This window comes from Pseudomonas citrullilanati (genome assembly GCF_030580855.1).
GTDB classification, from domain to species: Bacteria; Pseudomonadota; Gammaproteobacteria; order Pseudomonadales; family Pseudomonadaceae; genus Aquipseudomonas; species Aquipseudomonas citrulli.
Genome location: NZ_JAUQOP010000018.1, coordinates 82,725 through 100,146 on the forward strand (window position 1 = coordinate 82,725; position 17,422 = coordinate 100,146).

A 17,422-nucleotide genomic window follows, 5' to 3' on the forward strand; every position below is an offset into this window, starting at 1 on the left:
AGGTAATCATGACCATTCAAAACAATGCACTGCCAACGGCACGCAAACCCCTGGACCTGCGCCGCTTCCTGGACGACTGGGTCATGCTGCTGGCGGCCATCGGCATCTTCGTGCTCTGCACGCTGTTGATCGACAACTTCCTCTCGCCGTTGAACATGCGCGGCCTGGGCCTGGCGATTTCCACCACCGGCATCGCCGCCTGCACCATGTTGTATTGCCTGGCATCCGGGCATTTCGACCTGTCGGTCGGCTCGGTGATCGCCTGCGCCGGCGTGGTCGCGGCGGTGGTGATGCGCGACACCAACAGCGTGTTCCTGGGCATCGGCGCGGCGCTGGTGATGGGACTGATCGTCGGCCTGATCAACGGTATCGTCATCGCCAAGCTGCGGGTCAATGCGTTGATCACCACGCTGGCGACGATGCAGATCGTGCGCGGCCTGGCCTACATCTTCGCCAACGGTAAAGCGGTGGGCGTGTCCCAGGAAGCATTCTTCGTGTATGGCAACGGCCAGTTGTTCGGCGTGCCGGTGCCGATCCTGATCACCATCGCCTGCTTCCTGTTTTTCGGCTGGCTGTTGAACTACACCACCTACGGGCGCAACACCATGGCCATCGGCGGTAACCAGGAAGCGGCGTTGCTGGCGGGGGTGAACGTCGATCGCACCAAGATCATCATCTTCGCCGTGCACGGCGTGATCGGCGCGCTGGCCGGTGTGATCCTGGCGTCGCGCATGACCTCGGGCCAACCGATGATCGGCCAGGGCTTCGAACTGACCGTGATCTCGGCCTGCGTGCTGGGTGGGGTGTCGCTGAGCGGCGGCATCGGCATGATTCGCCACGTGATTGCCGGCGTGCTTATCCTGGCGATCATCGAGAACGCGATGAACCTGAAGAACATCGATACGTTCTACCAGTACGTCATCCGTGGCTCGATCCTGTTGCTGGCGGTGGTGATCGATCGCCTGAAGCAGCACTGATCACTGGCGACTGATCCACCGCTTTCGCGAGCAAGCCCGCTCCCACAGGTTCTGCGCTGGATCTCACCCTTCGGGGGCAGCGCACATCCAGTGTGGGAGCGGGCTTGCCCGCGAAGGCGTCGTCAGCTTCAACATTGCATTGGATGACCCACCGCTTTCGCGAGCAGGCTCGCTCCCACAGGTTTTGTGCTGGATCTCACCCCTCGGGGTCAGCGCACATCCAGTGTGGGAGCGGGCTTGCCCGCGAAGGCGTCGTCAGCTTCAACATTGCATTGGATGACCCACCGCTTTCGCGAGCAGGCTCGCTCCCACAGGTTCTGTGCTGGATCTCACCCTTCGGGGGGCAGCGCACATCCAGGGTGGGGGCGGGCTTGCCCGCGAAGGCGTCGTCAGCTTCAACATTGCATTGGATGACCCACCGCTTTCGCGAGCAGGCTCGCTCCCACAGGATTGTGCTGGATCTCACCCCTCGGGGGCAGCGCACATCCAGTGTGGGAGCGAGCCTGCTCGCGATGGCGTCATCCCGCCTTGCGCAATGCGTCCACCAGCTCCTGCTTGCGCATTTTCGAGCGGCCCGGGATGTTTTTCGCCCGGGCTTCCTTCATCAGGCTGTCCACCGTTTGCGTCTGGTGGGAGGCCTTGCTGGTGCGGGGGTGCCCTTCGCGGGTCTGGGCGGCGCGGCGGGCGGATTCCTTGCGGTCGGTTTTCTTTTGCGCCGCCGGCTTGGCCTTGCCCGAACCGCCGGCGCGTTCGCCGCCACCCGATTGCTTGTTCACCGTCGCCCAGGCCCGGGCCTCGGCCTTATCTTCGGACACGCCTTTCTTCTCGTAGCTTTCCTCGATGTGCTCGGCCTTGCGCTTTTGCTCGGCGGTGTACTTGTCTTTGCTTCCTCGAGGCATGAGACCTTCCTCCTCCAGTGTGTGAACAGCGCTTACTGGCTGGCGCCGCCGCCTTCGGACCCCGAGCCCCCGGTGGTGGTTTTCGAGCCGACGCCGGTGCCGGCGTTGTCGGGGGCGGTGGCGTCCGGGGTGTTCAACCCGCCCTGGCGACCCGTGTCATTGCCCTGTACGCGCGGATCGGTGCCGGTCGCCGGTGGTTGACCATTGTTCAAGGTGCCGCCGCCGGTTCCGTCGGTGTTCAACTTGGGCAGGCCTTGGGTGGCCGGAGAGTTGGGCGCCTGCACCGGGTCGGTCGGCCCGGTGCCGGAAGTGGTCGCCGCGAATGCCGCCGAGGACAGCAGCGTGGCCAGGGTCAATGCAGTCAGCCTTGAAGTGATCATGGTGTCGCCTCCATTTTTTTGAATGCTTGCCTGATCTTGGGCCTTGGCGGTTCGAGGTTGGTGCCGGGGGGGCGACGAATGGCGTGTCGGGAAAACCGCCTGGCCGCCTCGGCGAAGCTGGATGCCACCCGTGACGAGCGCGACGTAGCGGCTTAGTATGGCGCTTTCAATTGGCTACAAGGCCTGTCCATGTCGATCGAGATCCGTCCCGCGCAACCCAGCGATGCGCCTCAAATCCTTGCGTTCATCACCGAGCTGGCCGATTACGAAAAGGCCCGTCACGAAGTCATCGCCAGTGTGGCCGACATCGAGCGCAGCCTGTTCAGCGAAGGCGCGACCGCCCACGGGCTGATCTGCCTGCGCGATGGCGTGCCGATCGGTTTCGCGGTGTTTTTCTTCAGCTACTCCACTTGGCTGGGCAGCAATTGCCTGTACCTCGAAGACCTCTACATCACCCCCGACCAGCGCGGCGGCGGGGCGGGCAAGACACTGTTGCGGCACTTGGCGAAGATCGCCTGCGACAACGATTGCGGTCGTTTCGAATGGAGTGTCCTGGACTGGAACACCCCGGCCATCGAGTTCTACAAGTCCCTCGGCGCGCAGCCCCAGGAGGAATGGGTGCGCTACCGCATGGACGGCAAGGTGCTACGGGATTTCGCCAACGGCAACTGAACTCATGAGTACGCGCTGGATGCGTACTCGGCAAATCCGGGACGCTGTTCCAGGCGCTTGCAGTAGGCGGCCACCGCTGGATAATCCGGGCGCTCCATGGGCGTCTGGCGCCAGCGGTGAGCGGACAGACCGATGAGCACGTCCGCGAGGGAAAATGCCGTACCGGCCACGTAGGCCCCGGTGCGGCTCAACTGCTGTTCCAGCAAAGCCATCTTCTCGTTCCAGCCTTTGACGCCAGCGGCAATGAGTTGCGGATCCTGGCAATCCGGGTCTTTGCGCACCAGTCCGTAGAATGCATCGCCCCAGGATGGGTTGAGCTCCGTGGCTTGCCAGTCCATCCACTGCTCGACACGTGCCCGCGCGGCAGGTTCGACGGGCAACAGATCGTGGCGCCCGTGCTTGCCCACCAAGTAGCGGCAAATGGTGTTCGATTCCCAGAGCACGCCATTCTCATCAATGATCACGGGCACCTGGGCATTGGGGTTCAAGGCCAGGAACGCCGGGTCATGGGTCGAGGCAAAGCCGATGCCCCAATCTTCCCGCTCGTAGGCGATGTCCAGTTCCTGGCAAGTCCACAGCACTTTTCTGACGTTGATCGAGGAAGTGCGGCCGAGGATTTTCAGCAGTTGTCCCATCACTTTTTCCCTGAGTTGTTTGGCGTCCGGCAGAAAACGTAGCAGGGTCTTGGATGAATGGCGATCAGCTTTGTAGGGAATCGCATATGTCCCAATATATGGGAGAGTCATTTATATATTGAGATTCTTCTGCGCGCAGGTTTATAGTCCGCCTCACTCACTGCCAAAAAACAGAACAGGTGAAGCGGATGCAGGCGCAATTGATCGCGCTCGACTGGGGGACCACCTCACTACGGGCTTATAAACTCGCCGCCGGAGGCGAAGTGCTGGACCAGCGCTCGCTGTCGTCGGGGATCATGCAATTGCCCGCTGGGCCGCGAACCGTTGCCGGCCAGGTGTGTGTCGACGGTTTCGAACTGGCGTTCGACGAAGCCTGTGGCGATTGGCTCGATGCCCAGCCAGGCCTGCCCGTGATTGCCTGCGGCATGGTGGGCAGCGCCCAGGGCTGGCGCGAAGCGCCTTACTGCGACACGCCGGCCAACGTGGCCGATCTCGGACATTCCCTACAAGTCATTCGCAGCCTTCGTGGTGTCGATGTGCACATCGTGCCGGGCGTGATCCAGCGTTCGCGGCTGCCGAACGTGATGCGTGGCGAAGAAACCCAGGTGCTCGGCGCGTTGCCCAGCCTGCCGGACGAAGCCGTGCTGATCGGCCTGCCGGGCAGCCACTCGAAATGGGTGGAAGTGGCCGAGGGCTGCATCGTGCATTTCGATACCTTCATGACTGGCGAGATCTTCGCCGTGCTCAGCGACCACAGCATTCTCGGCCGCACCCAGCAGCGTGGCGCGGCGTTCGATGGCGTGGCCTTCGATCGCGGGGTGCAGGTGGCGTTGTCGGCGGACGGCCAGGCCGGCCCGTTGTCCACGGTGTTCAGCGCCCGCAGCCTGGGGTTGACCGGTGAACTCGGCGCCAGTGCCCAGGCCGACTATCTCTCGGGCCTGTTGATCGGTCATGAGCTGACGGCCCTGGCCGCCGTACAGCGCCAGCGCCGCAACAGCGTCCATCTGCCAATGGTGGTGCTGATCGGCAATTCCCAACTCTGTGCCCGTTATCAACGGGCCCTCGACGCCTGCGGTTTTGCCCGGGTGACCCTGGCCGAACAGGCCACCGAACGTGGGTTGTGGCAACTGGCCGTGGCGGCCGGGCTGCTCGGTTCCACCGCATCGCGTTAACCCTGACTGGAGGTCTGGACATGCTCACACAAGCACTGGCGCACAACGGGCTGATCGCGATCCTGCGCGGTCTGCGTCCCGAGGAGGCGGCCGCCATCGGCGAAGTCCTGTACAGCGCCGGATTTCGCGTCATCGAGGTGCCGCTCAATTCCCCCGAACCGTACGACAGTATCCGCATCTTGCGTGAGACCTTGCCCGCCGATTGCCTGATCGGCGCCGGCACCGTGCTCACGCCGGAACAGGTGACGCAGGTGAAAGCCGCCGGCGGCCAGGTGATCGTCATGCCCCACAGCGATGCCAAGGTCCTGCGGGCGGCGAAAGCGGCGGGGCTGTACCTGTCGCCAGGTGTCGCCACCCCGACCGAAGCCTTCGCCGCGCTGGCCGAGGGCGCCCATGTGCTGAAGATGTTTCCCGCCGAGCAAATGGGCCCGGCGGTGGTCAAGGCCTGGCTCGCGGTGTTGCCGGCCGGGACCGTGCTGGTGCCGGTGGGCGGGATCACGCCGGACAACATGACGCCGTTCGTCGAGGCGGGCGTCAAGGGCTTCGGCCTCGGTTCCGGGTTATTCAAACCGGGCCTGACCGCGGATGAAGTGGCGGTGCGCGCCAAGGCCTACGTGGCCGCGTGGAATGCCTTGAACTGAAGACTTTTCCAGCGCCCCGTGCGCTGCATCTGACAAGAGAGACAACAAGATGAAAATCACCCAGTTGACCACTTACATCGTTCCGCCGCGCTGGTGCTTCCTCAAGGTCGAGACCGACGAGGGGGTCACCGGTTGGGGCGAACCCGTGGTCGAGGGCCGTGCCCACACCGTGGCGGCGGCCGTCGAGGAATTGTCCGACTACCTGATCGGCAAGGACCCACGCAATATCGAAGACATCTGGACCGTGCTCTATCGCGGCGGCTTCTATCGCGGCGGCGCAGTGCACATGAGCGCCCTGGCCGGCATCGACCAGGCGCTGTGGGACATCAAGGGCAAGGCCCTGGGGGTGTCGGTCAGCGACCTGCTGGGCGGCCAGGTGCGCGACAAGATCCGCGTGTATTCGTGGATCGGCGGCGACCGTCCGGCGGACACCGCTCGGGCGGCGAAAGAAGCCGTAGGACGCGGCTTCACCGCGGTGAAGATGAACGGCACCGAAGAGCTGCAGTTCCTCGACACCTTCGAGAAGGTCGACCTGGCCCTGGCCAACGTCGCCGCAGTGCGCGACGCGGTCGGGCCGAACGTCGGCATCGGCGTGGACTTCCATGGCCGGGTGCACAAGCCGATGGCCAAGGTGCTGATGAAGGAGCTGGATCCGTACAAGCTGATGTTCATCGAAGAGCCCGTGCTCAGTGAAAACTACGAGGCGCTCAAGGAACTGGCGCCGCTGACCAGCACCCCGATCGCCCTGGGCGAGCGGCTGTTCTCCCGCTGGGATTTCAAGCGGGTGCTCAGCGAGGGCTACGTCGACATCATCCAGCCGGATGCGTCCCACGCCGGCGGCATCACCGAGACCCGCAAGATCGCCAACATGGCCGAGGCCTACGACGTGGCGCTGGCACTGCACTGCCCATTGGGGCCGATCGCCCTGGCGGCGTGCCTGCAACTGGACGCCGCTTGCTACAACGCGTTCATCCAGGAGCAGAGCCTGGGCATCCACTACAACGAGAGCAACGACCTGCTGGACTACATCAAGGACCCGCGGGTGTTCGACTACGACCAGGGCTTCGTGAAGATCCCCAACGGCCCGGGCCTGGGCATCGAGATCAACGAAGAGTACGTCATCGAGCGCGCGGCCATCGGCCACCGCTGGCGCAACCCGATCTGGCGCCATGCCGATGGCAGTTTTGCCGAGTGGTGAGTCACGCCTAGTCACTGCGTAGGAGCAAAGGAGTTTTGTGGGAGCAAGGCTTGCCCGCGATGAACGATAACGCGGTCCGACTGGAATACGCATCGTCTGCATCGCGGGCAAGCCTTGCTCCCACAGGGTCTTGCTCAATCCTTGCCGTATTCGACAAATATAAAAAGAGGCACCTCACATGCAAGCGCACACCCTGAGCGCGCAGGCGTCGTTGGTGACGCCCACTCGCAAGCGTTTTTTCATCATGGTCCTGCTGTTCATCACCGTGGTGATCAATTACCTGGACCGCAGCAACCTGTCGATCGCCGCGCCTGCGCTGACCAGTGAACTGGGCATCGACCCGATTCATGTCGGGCTGATTTTCTCGGCGTTCGGCTGGACCTACGCGGCCATGCAGATTCCCGGCGGTTGGCTGGTGGACCGCGTGCCGCCGCGCATCCTGTACAGCGTGGCGTTGCTGCTGTGGTCGGCGGCGACGGTGATGCTCGGTTTCGCCGCCAGCTTCATCGCCTTGTTCGTGCTGCGCATGGCGGTCGGTGCCCTGGAAGCGCCGGCGTACCCGATCAACAGTCGCGTGGTCACCACCTGGTTCCCTGAACGGGAGCGCGCCACGGCCATCGGTTTCTACACCTCCGGGCAGTTCGTCGGGCTGGCGTTCCTGACGCCGGTGCTGGCGTGGCTGCAACACGCCTTCGGTTGGCACATGGTGTTCGTGGTGACCGGTGCGGTGGGCATTGCCTGGGCGGCGATCTGGTACGCGGTGTATCGCGAACCACGGGATTTCAAGGGCGCCAATGCCGCCGAGATCGAACTGATCCGCGAGGGCGGCGGGCTGGTGGACATCCAGGCCGAGGCCGCCAAAGTGAAGGCGACATTCAGCTGGACCGATCTCGGCATCGTCCTGACCCAGCGCAAGCTGTGGGGCATCTACCTGGGGCAGTTCTGCCTCAACTCGACGCTGTGGTTCTTCCTGACCTGGTTTCCGACCTACCTGGTGAAATATCGCGGAATGGACTTCATCAAGTCCGGCCTGTTGGCGTCGTTGCCGTTCCTGGCCGCGTTCGTCGGCGTGCTGTGTTCCGGGTTCTTCTCCGACTGGCTGATCCGGCGCGGTGCCACCGTAGGGTTCGCGCGCAAATTGCCGATCATTGGCGGGTTGCTGATCTCCACCGCGATCATCGGCGCCAACTTCGTCGAGTCGACGCCGCTGGTGATCGCTTTCCTGGCGCTGGCGTTCTTCGGCAATGGCCTGGCGTCGATCACCTGGTCGCTGGTGTCCACCCTGGCGCCGGCGCGCTTGCTCGGGCTGACGGGCGGGGTGTTCAATTTCATCGGCAACCTGGCGGCCATCGCCACGCCGATCGTCATCGGCTTCCTGGCCAGTGGCGATTCGTTCGCCCCGGCCATCACCTACATCGCCGTGCTGGCGTTGGTTGGCGCGCTGTCCTACATCCTGCTGGTCGGGAAGGTCGAGCGCATCGAGTTGTAGTCCGACGGGGCGGGCGACCATAATGCCGCCCGTTCCCGCTCACTGTTGAAGGCCGGCTATGCAGCAAGACGATCCAAAAACCACCAAGGACGCGGCGCCTACGGGCACCCAGACCCTGCTGCGTGGCCTGGGCGTGGTCCAGGCGGTCGCCAGTGGCGCCCGTGACCTGAAGGAAATCGCCCGGCTGATCGGCACCACCCGCAGCACCACCCATCGCCTCGCCAGTTGCCTGGTGGATGAGCGTTACCTGCGGGTGGTCCCGCAAGTGGGTTACCTGCTCGGGCCGAAGTTGATCGAGCTGGGTTTCCAGGCCCGGGAGGAATTGCCGCTGGTGAACCTGGCGGGGCCGTACCTGGACGAACTGTCGGCGCTCACCGGGGACACCGTGCACCTGGCGATTCGCGAAGGCGACGAAGTCCTTTACCTGTTGAAGAACCCAGGGCGCAATGGCCCGGAAATGCGTTCGCGCGTGGGCCATCGCATGCCCTTGGCGCGCACCGGGATCGGCAAGGCGTTGATGCTCGACGATAGCCCGGAAACGTGGCAGCGCTTGTATGAAATCAGCCTGCCGGCGGGTGGGAAGAATCAGTTCTGGCCTCAGCATCAGGAGCAATCCTGGGAGCAGTTCCAGCAACGGATGCTGGAATACGTGGCGGGGGGCTATGCGTTCGACCTGGAAGACAACGAACCGTCGATTCGCTGCGTGGCGGCGCCGATTCGCGATGCCGGCAAGCGGATTGTCGCCGGTATCAGCATCGCCAGTACCGTGCCGTACATGCCCCTGGAAAAGATGGCCGAGCTGATTCCCCTGGTCAAAGGGGTCACAGCCCGGCTGTCGGCGGAGCTGGGCGCCAAGGTCTGACGGGCGTCAGGCCTTGAGCGTGGCCATGTCGATGACGAAGCGATATTTCACATCCCCGGCGATCATGCGGCTGTAGGCCTCGTTGATCTGGCGGATGTCGAGCATTTCAATGTCGCAGCTGATGTTGTGTTCGGCACAGAACTCCAGCACTTCCTGGGTTTCGGCAATGCCGCCGATCAGCGAGCCGGCCAGGACGCGACGGCCCATGATCAGGTTGGCCGCATGGACCGGCGGATCGATCGGCTCGACCAGGCCCACCAGGATATGCACGCCGTCGAAACGCAGGGTGGCGAGGTAGGGGTTGAGGTCGTGCTGCACCGGGATGGTGTCCAGCAGGAAGTGGAAGCGCCCGGCCGCGGCGCTCATCTGTTCGGCGTCGGTGGAGACGATCACATGGTCCGCGCCCTGGCGGCGGGCTTCTTCGGCCTTGCTGGCCGAGCGGGTGAACACCGTCACTTCGGCGCCCATGGCCTTGGCGAACTTGATACCCATGTGGCCGAGGCCACCCATGCCCAGCACGCCGACCTTGTCGCCGGCCTTCACGCCGTAGTGCTTGAGGGGCGAGTAGGTGGTAATGCCGGCGCACAGGAGCGGCGCGGCGCTGGCCGGGTCGAGGGTTTCCGGAATGCGCAGCACGAAGTGTTCGCTGACCACGATGCTGTTGGAATAGCCGCCCATGGTATGGCCGCCGCTGATACGGTCCGGGCTGGCGTAGGTCTGGGTCATGCCTTCGTAGCAGTATTGTTCCAGATCCGCACGGCACGCTTCGCACTCGCGGCAGGAATCGACCATGCAGCCGACGCCGACCAGGTCGCCGACCTTGTAGCGGGTCACTTCCGCACCGACGGCCGTCACCTTGCCGACGATTTCGTGGCCGGGCATCAACGGGTAGACGGCGATGCCCCATTCGTTGCGAGCCTGGTGGATGTCGGAATGGCAGACGCCACAGTAGAGAATCTCGATCGCCACGTCGTCGGCCCGAGGGCTGCGGCGTTCGAATTTCATTGGGGCGAGGGGGGTGGTAGGCGATTGGGCGGCGTAGCCGATGGCTGTGTACATGATGGACCTCGCTGAGCATTGAACGGTGAGGGGACCATTGTGGGAGTCTGGACGACAGGCGACGATGGCGATTCCTACGCGTCTCATGCCTAATCCTCCGACATTGGCCGCGCTTTGATCCTATGCTTTGCCAGACCTGCGATGATGCTCCCATCCCTTTTTCCGTGAAGTTTTCCCATGTTGCTGACCCGTCATGTTGATGCCAACGCCACCCTGGTCTCGCTGATAGAACCCCTGGCGACCCGCGACGGTTTCGTGCCCACGCGACTGCCTGGCGTAGCGGCGCTCCGAGCCAGCCAGGACGTCGCCCGGGGCCCGCAGCTCTACGAGCCCAGCCTGGTGATCATCGCCCAGGGCAGCAAACTGGCGTACCTGGGGCCGCGCACGCTGGAGTACGGTGCCGGCAATTACCTGATCCAGGCGTTGCCGGTGCCGTTCGAATGCGAAACCTACGCTTTGCCCAATGCTCCGTTGCTCGGGGTTTCCGTGGCGATCGATCGGGTGATGCTCGGGGAACTGGTGCTGGCCATGGGGCTGGTGCCGGGGCGCAACCTGCCGCCGCAGACGCCGGAATCCATGACCTGCGCAGTGCTCGACGACGCCATGCGTGGGTGCGTCGAACGTCTGTTGCGCTGTTTGCACGACCCATTGGAATGCCAGGTCATGGGCCAGGCGCGGTTGCGGGAGTTGCTGTTCGTCGCCCTGCGCGGGCCGCAGGCCGATGTCCTGCGCGCGCTGGTGGAGCAGCAGGGGCAGTTTGCCCGGATCGCCGCGTCCCTGAGCCACCTGCACGCGCACTTCACCGAGCCGCTGAACGTCGAGACCCTGGCCAGTTGCGCCAACATGAGCGCCTCGACTTTCCATGAACATTTCAAGCGCAGCACGTTGCTGTCGCCCGTGCAGTACCTCAAGCGACTGCGATTGCTCAAGGCCCAGCGGCTGCTGCTCATCGAAGGCATGGGGGTGGCCCAGGTCGCCCATGAGGTGGGGTACCAGAGCCCGTCGCAGTTCAGCCGGGAGTACAAGCGCTACTTCGATCGCAGCCCTGGGGAAGAGCGCGTCGCTTGATTCACTGATGTCGCCCTGTGGGAGCGAGCTTGCTCGCGATAGCGGTGTGTCAGTCGACATCTGTATTGAATGAAAAACCGCTATCGCGAGCAAGCTCGCTCCCACATTTGGACTGTGGCATGCCTTGAAATGTAGGCAACAAAAAGGCCCCCGTTGCGGGAGCCTCGATGTTCAGGGCGTCGGCTTACATGTTCGGGTAAGTCGGTCCGCCAGCGCCTTCCGGGGTCACCCAGGTGATGTTCTGGGCAGGGTCCTTGATGTCGCACGTCTTGCAGTGAACGCAGTTCTGGGCGTTGATCTGGAAGCGTTTCTCGCCGTCTTCCTTGGTCACCACTTCATAGACGCCGGCCGGGCAGTAGCGCTGGGCCGGTTCGTCGTACAGCGGCAGGTTCTTGCCCAGCGGGATGCTCGGGTCGGTCAGCTTCAGGTGGCAAGGCTGTTCTTCTTCATGGTTGGTACCGGAGATGAACACCGAGCTGAGTTTGTCGAAGCTGAGCTTGCCGTCCGGTTTCGGGTAGTCGATCTTCTTGCAATCGGCCGCCAGCTTCAGGCAAGCGTAGTCAGGCTTGTTGTCATGCAGGGTGAACGGCAGCTTGCCGCCGAAGATGTTCTGGTCGAGCCAGTTGAAGCCGCCGCCGATGATCGCGCCGTACTTGTGGATCGCCGCGCCGAAGTTGCGGCTGGCGAACAGCTCTTCGTACAGCCAGCTGTTCTTGAAGTTGTCGACGTAGGCGGTCAGTTCGTCGCCGCCTTCGGATTCGGCGAACAGGCGATCGGCCACGGCCTCGGCGGCGAGCATGCCGGACTTCATGGCCGTGTGGCTGCCCTTGATCTTGGCGAAGTTCAAGGTGCCGAGGTCGCAGCCGATCAGGGCGCCGCCCTTGAAGACCATTTTCGGCAGCGAGTTCAGGCCGCCCTTGCAGATGGCGCGGGCGCCGTAGCTGACGCGCTTGCCACCTTCCAGGTATTGCTTGAGCACCGGGTGGTGCTTGAGGCGCTGGAATTCGTCGAAGGGCGACAGGTAGGTGTTGCTGTAGGACAAGTCGACGATCAGGCCGACCACCACCTGGTTGTTTTCCAGATGGTAGAGGAAGGAACCGCCGGTGTTCTCGGTGCCCATGATGTCCAGCGGCCAGCCGGCGGTGTGTACGACCAGGCCCGGTTGGTGCTTGGCCGGGTCGATTTCCCAGATTTCCTTCAAGCCGATGCCGTAATGCTGGGCATCGGCCTCGCTGTCGAGGTTGAAGCGCTTGATCAGTTGCTTGCCGATGTGGCCACGGCAGCCTTCGGCGAACAGCGTGTACTTGCCGCGCAATTCCATGCCGGGGGTGTAGAGGCCCTCTTTCGGATGGCCTTCACGGTCGACGCCCAGGTCGCCGGTGATGATCCCGCGGACCACGCCGTTCTCGTCGAACAACGCTTCCTGGGCGGCGAAGCCGGGGTAGATTTCCACGCCCAGGTTCTCGGCCTGCTGGGCCAGCCAGCGGCACAGGTTGCCCAGGGAAATAATATAGTTGCCTTCGTTGTGCATGGTCTTGGGCACGAAGAAGCCAGGGACTTTGCTCGCACTGTCGGCGCTCTTCAGGACATAAATGTCATCGCCCTTGACCGGGGTATTGAGCGGCGCGCCCAATTCCTTCCAGTCCGGGAACAGTTCGTTCAGGGCACGGGGTTCGAACACCGCGCCGGAGAGAATGTGCGCACCGACTTCGGAGCCTTTTTCGACCACGCAGACGCTGATTTCCTTACCGGCTTCGGCGGCCTTCTGTTTCAGTCGGCAAGCGGCAGACAGGCCAGCGGGGCCGGCACCGACGATGACCACGTCGAATTCCATGTATTCGCGTTCCACAGGCTATCTCCTACTCAAGGCTCACGGTGTTTTCTAATTGGAGGTTGGGCGTTGCATCCGTTGTTTCCTTCGCGAAATCGACGAAAGCGACAAGGGATGAGACGCGGGTCTCTCTTGGTGGCGCATTATATCTACACCACTCTCAGGGTCCAATACAAACGTTTGTTTGAAATTGCCGCAGCCCAGATAAATCACTGACGTACGGCTTATGACTGGCCATTTTGCCGTATTGACCGGAATAGGCGTTCCGGTCAAGATACGGGCGGTTTTGCGCTCGCCGTAGGCTGACTGTTGGTTTCAAGAGCACCTCTAAAGACAGGGCGAAGGCAGCACGAAGTGACGTATTGCGTGGCTCGGATGCGCAGTTTACACGCCGCGATATTGAATGACTCATCGGTCTCGCCGACCAGTGGTCTTCACTCCCGTGAGCAGGGTCATGTGTGGTTCATGCCGGCGTTTTTAGAGGTGCCCTTGCGCCCATGAGCATCAACCGCCAGGTTCGCCTAGGCGACTTTCTTTTCACCGGAGAGTAACGAGGAATCCATGAAGGTTCTTGTAGCTGTCAAACGAGTGGTCGACTATAACGTCAAGGTTCGCGTCAAGGCGGACAACTCCGGCGTCGACCTCGCCAACGTCAAGATGTCGATGAACCCCTTCTGCGAAATCGCCGTAGAAGAAGCCGTGCGCCTGAAGGAAAAAGGCGTGGCGACTGAGATCGTCGTTGTCTCCATCGGCCCGACCACCGCCCAGGAGCAACTGCGCACTGCGCTGGCACTGGGTGCCGATCGCGCCATCCTCGTCGAATCCGCCGAAGACCTGACCTCCCTGGCCGTGGCCAAGCTGCTCAAGGCCGTTGTCGACAAGGAACAGCCCCAGCTGGTGATCCTCGGCAAACAAGCCATCGACAGCGACAACAACCAGACCGGCCAGATGCTCGCTGCATTGAGCGGCTACGGCCAGGGCACGTTCGCGTCCAAGGTCGAAGTCAGCGGCGACAGCGTTGCCGTGACCCGTGAAATCGATGGCGGCGCGCAGACCGTTTCCTTGAAGCTGCCGGCCATCGTCACCACCGACCTGCGTTTGAACGAGCCGCGCTATGCGTCCCTGCCAAACATCATGAAAGCGAAGAAGAAGCCGCTTGAAGTGCTGACGCCTGACGCTTTGGGCGTTTCCACCGCCTCCACCAACAAGACCGTGAAAGTCGAAGCGCCGGCTGCACGCAGCGCGGGCATCAAGGTCAAGTCGGTGGCTGAACTGGTCGAGAAACTGAAAAACGAAGCGAAGGTAATCTGAACATGACTATCTTGGTAATCGCCGAACACGATAACAAGGCGCTGGCCCCGGCCACGCTGAACACCGTTGCTGCCGCTGCCAAAATCGGTGGCGACGTCCACGTCCTGGTGGCGGGTCAAGGCGCTGGCGCCGTGGCCGAAGCCGCTGCGAAAATCGCGGGCGTGGCAAAGGTGCTGTCGGCCGACAACGCCGCCTACGCGCACCAGTTGCCGGAAAACGTCGCACCGCTGGTGGCCGAGCTGGGCAAGGGCTACAGCCACATCCTGGCCGCCGCCACGTCCAACGGCAAGAACATCCTGCCGCGCGTGGCCGCCGCCCTGGATGTCGACCAGATCTCCGAGATCATCTCGGTGGAAAGCGCTGATACCTTCAAGCGTCCGATCTACGCCGGTAACGCCATTGCCACCGTGCAATCGAGCGCTGCGATCAAGGTCATCACCGTTCGCGCCACCGGTTTCGACCCGGTTGCCGCCGAAGGTGGCTCGGCCGCTGTCGAAGCCGTAGGTGCTGCCCACGACGCCGGCATCTCCAGCTTCGTCAACGAAGAGCTGGCCAAGTCCGATCGTCCAGAGCTGACCGCTGCCAAGATCGTCGTTTCCGGCGGCCGCGGCATGCAGAACGGCGACAACTTCAAGCACCTGTACGCCCTGGCCGACAAGCTGGGCGCTGCCGTCGGTGCTTCCCGCGCCGCGGTCGACGCCGGCTTCGTGCCTAACGACATGCAGGTCGGCCAGACCGGCAAGATCGTCGCGCCACAGCTGTACATCGCCGTCGGTATCTCCGGCGCGATCCAGCACCTGGCGGGCATGAAGGACTCCAAGGTGATCGTCGCGATCAACAAGGACGAAGAAGCACCGATCTTCCAGGTGGCCGATTACGGCCTGGTGGCAGACCTGTTCGAAGCCGTCCCCGAGCTGGAGAAGCTGGTCTAATCCGGCGTCTTCACTTATAAAGAGCCCGGTTTTGGGCTAATGCCAGTCGGTCAAGCGACTGATATTAGCCCTGGCCGGGCTTTTTATTGTCTGCATTTTTTCAAGGGGAGCGCATCGCCATGGATCTTCGCCGTTTGGCTGGTTGGTCGTTGTCGGGGCTGCTGGCGGTTGGCCCGGGGCTGACGCTCGCTGCCGGCAAATGTGAACGACTGATCGCCACCGGCAGTCCGGATGCGCCGCCTTATCTGTGGCAAGACCCTCAGGATCCCAAGCACCTGATTGGCGCCGGCGCCGACCTGCTGGCACAGGTGGCGACGGAGCTGGGGATCAAGATCGAGTTGCTCTACGCCGGCAAGCGCGCCCAGGCGCTGGACGAAGTGCGCAGTGGGCGCATGGATTTGCTCACGGATGCGCCACTGACCACGGCGGGGCTCGAAGCCCTGGACTACGTCCATCCGCCGTTGCTGCAGAACGATTACCTGGTTTGGACCCGCAAGGACTCGACGCTGGTGGTCAACGGCGCCGAGGACCTTCACGGGCATTCGGGGGCCTTGTCTGAAAAGTCTCGCATGACCGCGGAATTTGGCGTTTTCGCAGAGCAGAAATTGTCCCTGACCCGCACGCCAAACCTGACCCAGGCCTTTCAGAAATTGTTGTTGGGGGAGGTGGAATATGTCCTCGCGGGACGCTATTCGGGCCTGGCGATGGCGCAGACGCTGGGGATGGCGAAGGACCTGCAGGCCGCGCCGCAACCGGTGGACCAGCCTGGCCTGTTCCTCGCGGTTTCCCATAACTCCGCCTGCAATGATCCATGGTTACGCGGACAGCTGGCGCAAAAGATGACAGAATTGTCCGCGTCCGGCCTGGCGGAGGCTGTGTTGCAACGCAATCTGGAGCGCTGGAACACACAGTTGCAGACGCCTGCCAGTGCTCCAAAACAGTAGGGAATATTAGTGACTATTCGACCTCTTTTCGCTGCCCTGGCCGTCCTGGCTCTGGCGGGCTGCGCAGCCGATCCGGCGCCGAATGAACAGATCCGCCTGACCGAACAGGCCCTGGAGCAAGCCCGGGCCGTGGGTGCCAATGCCGACGAAGTGCCGGAGTTGAAACTGGCTGAAGAAAAGTTCGCCCGGGCCAAATCCAACATGGCCGACGAATCCTACAAGAAGGCGCGCATGCGTGCCGAACAGGCTGAACTGGATGCGCGCCTGGCTGAAGCGAAGGTGCTGACCCTCAAGAGCCAGGAGCAACTGAACGTGCTCGACACACGCATCAAGCGCTTGCGCAAACAGCTGCGGGAGGATGCCCAATGAAGTCCTCCCACGCCCTCGGCGGCCTGGTCCTGGCCGGCCTGGCAAGCCTGTATGGCTGTGCCGGCCAGCGCAGCGAAGCCGCGCTCGACCAGGCCAGCGCCGATTTCCAGAAGGTCAAGGAAGACGCCAACGTGCTGCGTGCCGCGCCCAGGGATGTGATTCGCGCCGGCGAATCCCTGGCCCGTGCCGATCGCTTGTCCACCTACTGGGGCAGCGGGGAAGACGTGCAGCACTACGCGTACCTGAGCCAGCGCTACAGCGCGATCGCCCGGGAGCACAGCAACCAGGTGCTCAATGAAGAGCGTGCGGCGAAGCTCGAACTGGAGCGCCAGCGCCTGCAATTGGCCCTGCGCGAATCCAAGTTGCTCAGCGTGCAGCAACAGGGCAAGTGGCTTGAAGAACAGATCATGGCGATGGCCACTACCCAGACCGATCGCGGCCTGGTGATGACGCTGGGCGATGTGCTGTTCGACACCGGCGAAGCGGAGTTGAAGAATTCGGCCAATCGGGTCGTGCTCAAGATCGTCCAGTTCCTGCAGCTCAACCCCAAGCGCGTGGTGCGCATCGAGGGCTACACCGACAGCACCGGTGGCCGCCAGGAAAACCTCAAACTGTCCCGCGACCGTGCGCAGGCAGTGGCGGATGTGCTGGTGGACCTGGGCATCGACGAAAAGCGCATCGAGGTCGAAGGCTACGGTGACGACTACCCGGTGGACGTCAATGCCACCGAGCGTGGCCGGGCCCAGAACCGCCGCGTCGAGATCGTGTTTTCCGACGATAAGGGCCAGCTCGGCGCCGCCCGCTGAGGGCGGCGTCAGTGGAAAACCCGGCCCTTGAAGGTGCCGGGTTTTTTTTTGGTTCTTCACGGAATCCCGGGAAACACAGAAACAAGAACGCCGATTTGGTTGATGATGTTCGTGCGAGCAAACACATCTAACAAACCGGCGTTCTTATGCGCGATATTAATACTTTCCTTCCTTTTT

18 protein-coding genes are annotated in these 17,422 nt (G+C 62.9%); 13 read left to right on the forward strand and 5 right to left on the reverse strand.

Annotated elements, in window-relative coordinates; all coding sequences use genetic code 11:
* Positions 1 to 8: 8 nt before the first annotated feature.
* Positions 9 to 977 (forward strand): L-arabinose ABC transporter permease AraH, encoded by a 969-nt coding sequence (gene araH, locus Q6A48_RS14110; RefSeq protein WP_304554722.1) that lies wholly within the window; start codon positions 9 to 11, stop codon positions 975 to 977.
* A gap of 518 nt (positions 978 to 1,495) precedes the next feature.
* On the opposite strand, the gene Q6A48_RS14115 is transcribed toward araH, so the two are convergent.
* Together Q6A48_RS14115 and Q6A48_RS14120 are read right to left on the reverse strand one after the other, a co-directional pair.
* Positions 1,496 to 1,876 carry a Rho termination factor N-terminal domain-containing protein gene (locus Q6A48_RS14115; protein ID WP_304554723.1) on the reverse strand — a complete coding sequence of 127 codons (381 nt, stop codon included), beginning with the start codon at positions 1,874 to 1,876 and terminating at the stop codon, positions 1,496 to 1,498.
* A gap of 32 nt (positions 1,877 to 1,908) precedes the next feature.
* Positions 1,909 to 2,256, reverse strand: coding sequence for a hypothetical protein (locus tag Q6A48_RS14120; RefSeq protein ID WP_304554724.1), 348 nt, complete (start codon positions 2,254 to 2,256; stop codon positions 1,909 to 1,911).
* A gap of 189 nt (positions 2,257 to 2,445) precedes the next feature.
* Between Q6A48_RS14120 and Q6A48_RS14125 the strand changes: the two genes are divergently transcribed.
* On the forward strand, positions 2,446 to 2,928 hold the full coding sequence (locus tag Q6A48_RS14125; protein WP_018613598.1) for a GNAT family N-acetyltransferase: 483 nt from the start codon (positions 2,446 to 2,448) through the stop codon (positions 2,926 to 2,928).
* Between the two features lie 2 nt (positions 2,929 to 2,930).
* Here the strand turns inward: Q6A48_RS14125 and Q6A48_RS14130 are convergent, their stop codons facing one another.
* Positions 2,931 to 3,563, reverse strand: coding sequence for a glutathione S-transferase family protein (locus Q6A48_RS14130; protein ID WP_304554725.1), 633 nt, complete (start codon positions 3,561 to 3,563; stop codon positions 2,931 to 2,933).
* Between the two features lie 188 nt (positions 3,564 to 3,751).
* Here Q6A48_RS14130 and Q6A48_RS14135 point away from each other — a divergent pair, with 188 nt between their 5' ends.
* From Q6A48_RS14135 to Q6A48_RS14155, 5 genes are all read left to right on the forward strand, one after another.
* Positions 3,752 to 4,735, forward strand: coding sequence for a 2-dehydro-3-deoxygalactonokinase (locus Q6A48_RS14135; RefSeq protein WP_304554726.1), 984 nt, complete (start codon positions 3,752 to 3,754; stop codon positions 4,733 to 4,735).
* A gap of 20 nt (positions 4,736 to 4,755) precedes the next feature.
* On the forward strand, positions 4,756 to 5,376 hold the full coding sequence (locus tag Q6A48_RS14140) for a 2-dehydro-3-deoxy-6-phosphogalactonate aldolase (RefSeq protein ID WP_304554727.1): 621 nt from the start codon (positions 4,756 to 4,758) through the stop codon (positions 5,374 to 5,376).
* A 49-nt stretch (positions 5,377 to 5,425) separates the two neighbouring features.
* The gene (gene dgoD / locus Q6A48_RS14145; protein ID WP_304554728.1) at positions 5,426 to 6,574 is read left to right on the forward strand and encodes a galactonate dehydratase; all 1,149 of its coding nucleotides are present in this window, start codon (positions 5,426 to 5,428) and stop codon (positions 6,572 to 6,574) included.
* A 178-nt stretch (positions 6,575 to 6,752) separates the two neighbouring features.
* Complete coding sequence (locus tag Q6A48_RS14150) at positions 6,753 to 8,063, forward strand: MFS transporter (protein ID WP_304554729.1); 1,311 nt, start codon at positions 6,753 to 6,755, stop codon at positions 8,061 to 8,063.
* A 58-nt stretch (positions 8,064 to 8,121) separates the two neighbouring features.
* Entirely contained in the window at positions 8,122 to 8,925 is an 804-nt protein-coding gene (locus Q6A48_RS14155) for an IclR family transcriptional regulator (RefSeq protein WP_304554730.1), read from the forward strand.
* A gap of 6 nt (positions 8,926 to 8,931) precedes the next feature.
* Here Q6A48_RS14155 and Q6A48_RS14160 read toward each other — a convergent pair whose 3' ends face one another.
* Positions 8,932 to 9,984: an NAD(P)-dependent alcohol dehydrogenase gene (locus tag Q6A48_RS14160; RefSeq protein ID WP_304554731.1), complete on the reverse strand. Its 1,053-nt coding sequence runs from the start codon at positions 9,982 to 9,984 to the stop codon at positions 8,932 to 8,934.
* Between the two features lie 177 nt (positions 9,985 to 10,161).
* Between Q6A48_RS14160 and Q6A48_RS14165 the strand changes: the two genes are divergently transcribed.
* Entirely contained in the window at positions 10,162 to 11,052 is an 891-nt protein-coding gene (locus tag Q6A48_RS14165) for an AraC family transcriptional regulator (RefSeq protein ID WP_304554732.1), read from the forward strand.
* 184 nt (positions 11,053 to 11,236) lie between these two features.
* Here the strand turns inward: Q6A48_RS14165 and Q6A48_RS14170 are convergent, their stop codons facing one another.
* The gene (locus Q6A48_RS14170) at positions 11,237 to 12,901 is read right to left on the reverse strand and encodes an electron transfer flavoprotein-ubiquinone oxidoreductase (protein ID WP_304554733.1); all 1,665 of its coding nucleotides are present in this window, start codon (positions 12,899 to 12,901) and stop codon (positions 11,237 to 11,239) included.
* Positions 12,902 to 13,444: 543 nt separating this feature from the next.
* Between Q6A48_RS14170 and Q6A48_RS14175 the strand changes: the two genes are divergently transcribed.
* The 5 genes from Q6A48_RS14175 (at position 13,445) to Q6A48_RS14195 (ending at position 17,245) form a co-directional block, all read left to right on the forward strand.
* On the forward strand, positions 13,445 to 14,194 hold the full coding sequence (locus tag Q6A48_RS14175) for an electron transfer flavoprotein subunit beta/FixA family protein (RefSeq protein WP_028620627.1): 750 nt from the start codon (positions 13,445 to 13,447) through the stop codon (positions 14,192 to 14,194).
* Between the two features lie 2 nt (positions 14,195 to 14,196).
* Positions 14,197 to 15,126, forward strand: coding sequence for an electron transfer flavoprotein subunit alpha/FixB family protein (locus Q6A48_RS14180; protein WP_304554734.1), 930 nt, complete (start codon positions 14,197 to 14,199; stop codon positions 15,124 to 15,126).
* A 119-nt stretch (positions 15,127 to 15,245) separates the two neighbouring features.
* Complete coding sequence (locus Q6A48_RS14185) at positions 15,246 to 16,070, forward strand: substrate-binding periplasmic protein (protein WP_304554735.1); 825 nt, start codon at positions 15,246 to 15,248, stop codon at positions 16,068 to 16,070.
* Between the two features lie 9 nt (positions 16,071 to 16,079).
* Complete coding sequence (locus Q6A48_RS14190; protein ID WP_042732091.1) at positions 16,080 to 16,439, forward strand: DUF4398 domain-containing protein; 360 nt, start codon at positions 16,080 to 16,082, stop codon at positions 16,437 to 16,439.
* On the forward strand, positions 16,436 to 17,245 hold the full coding sequence (locus tag Q6A48_RS14195; protein ID WP_304554736.1) for an OmpA family protein: 810 nt from the start codon (positions 16,436 to 16,438) through the stop codon (positions 17,243 to 17,245). The genes Q6A48_RS14190 and Q6A48_RS14195 overlap by 4 nt, the downstream gene beginning before the upstream one ends.
* Positions 17,246 to 17,422: the final 177 nt, after the last annotated feature.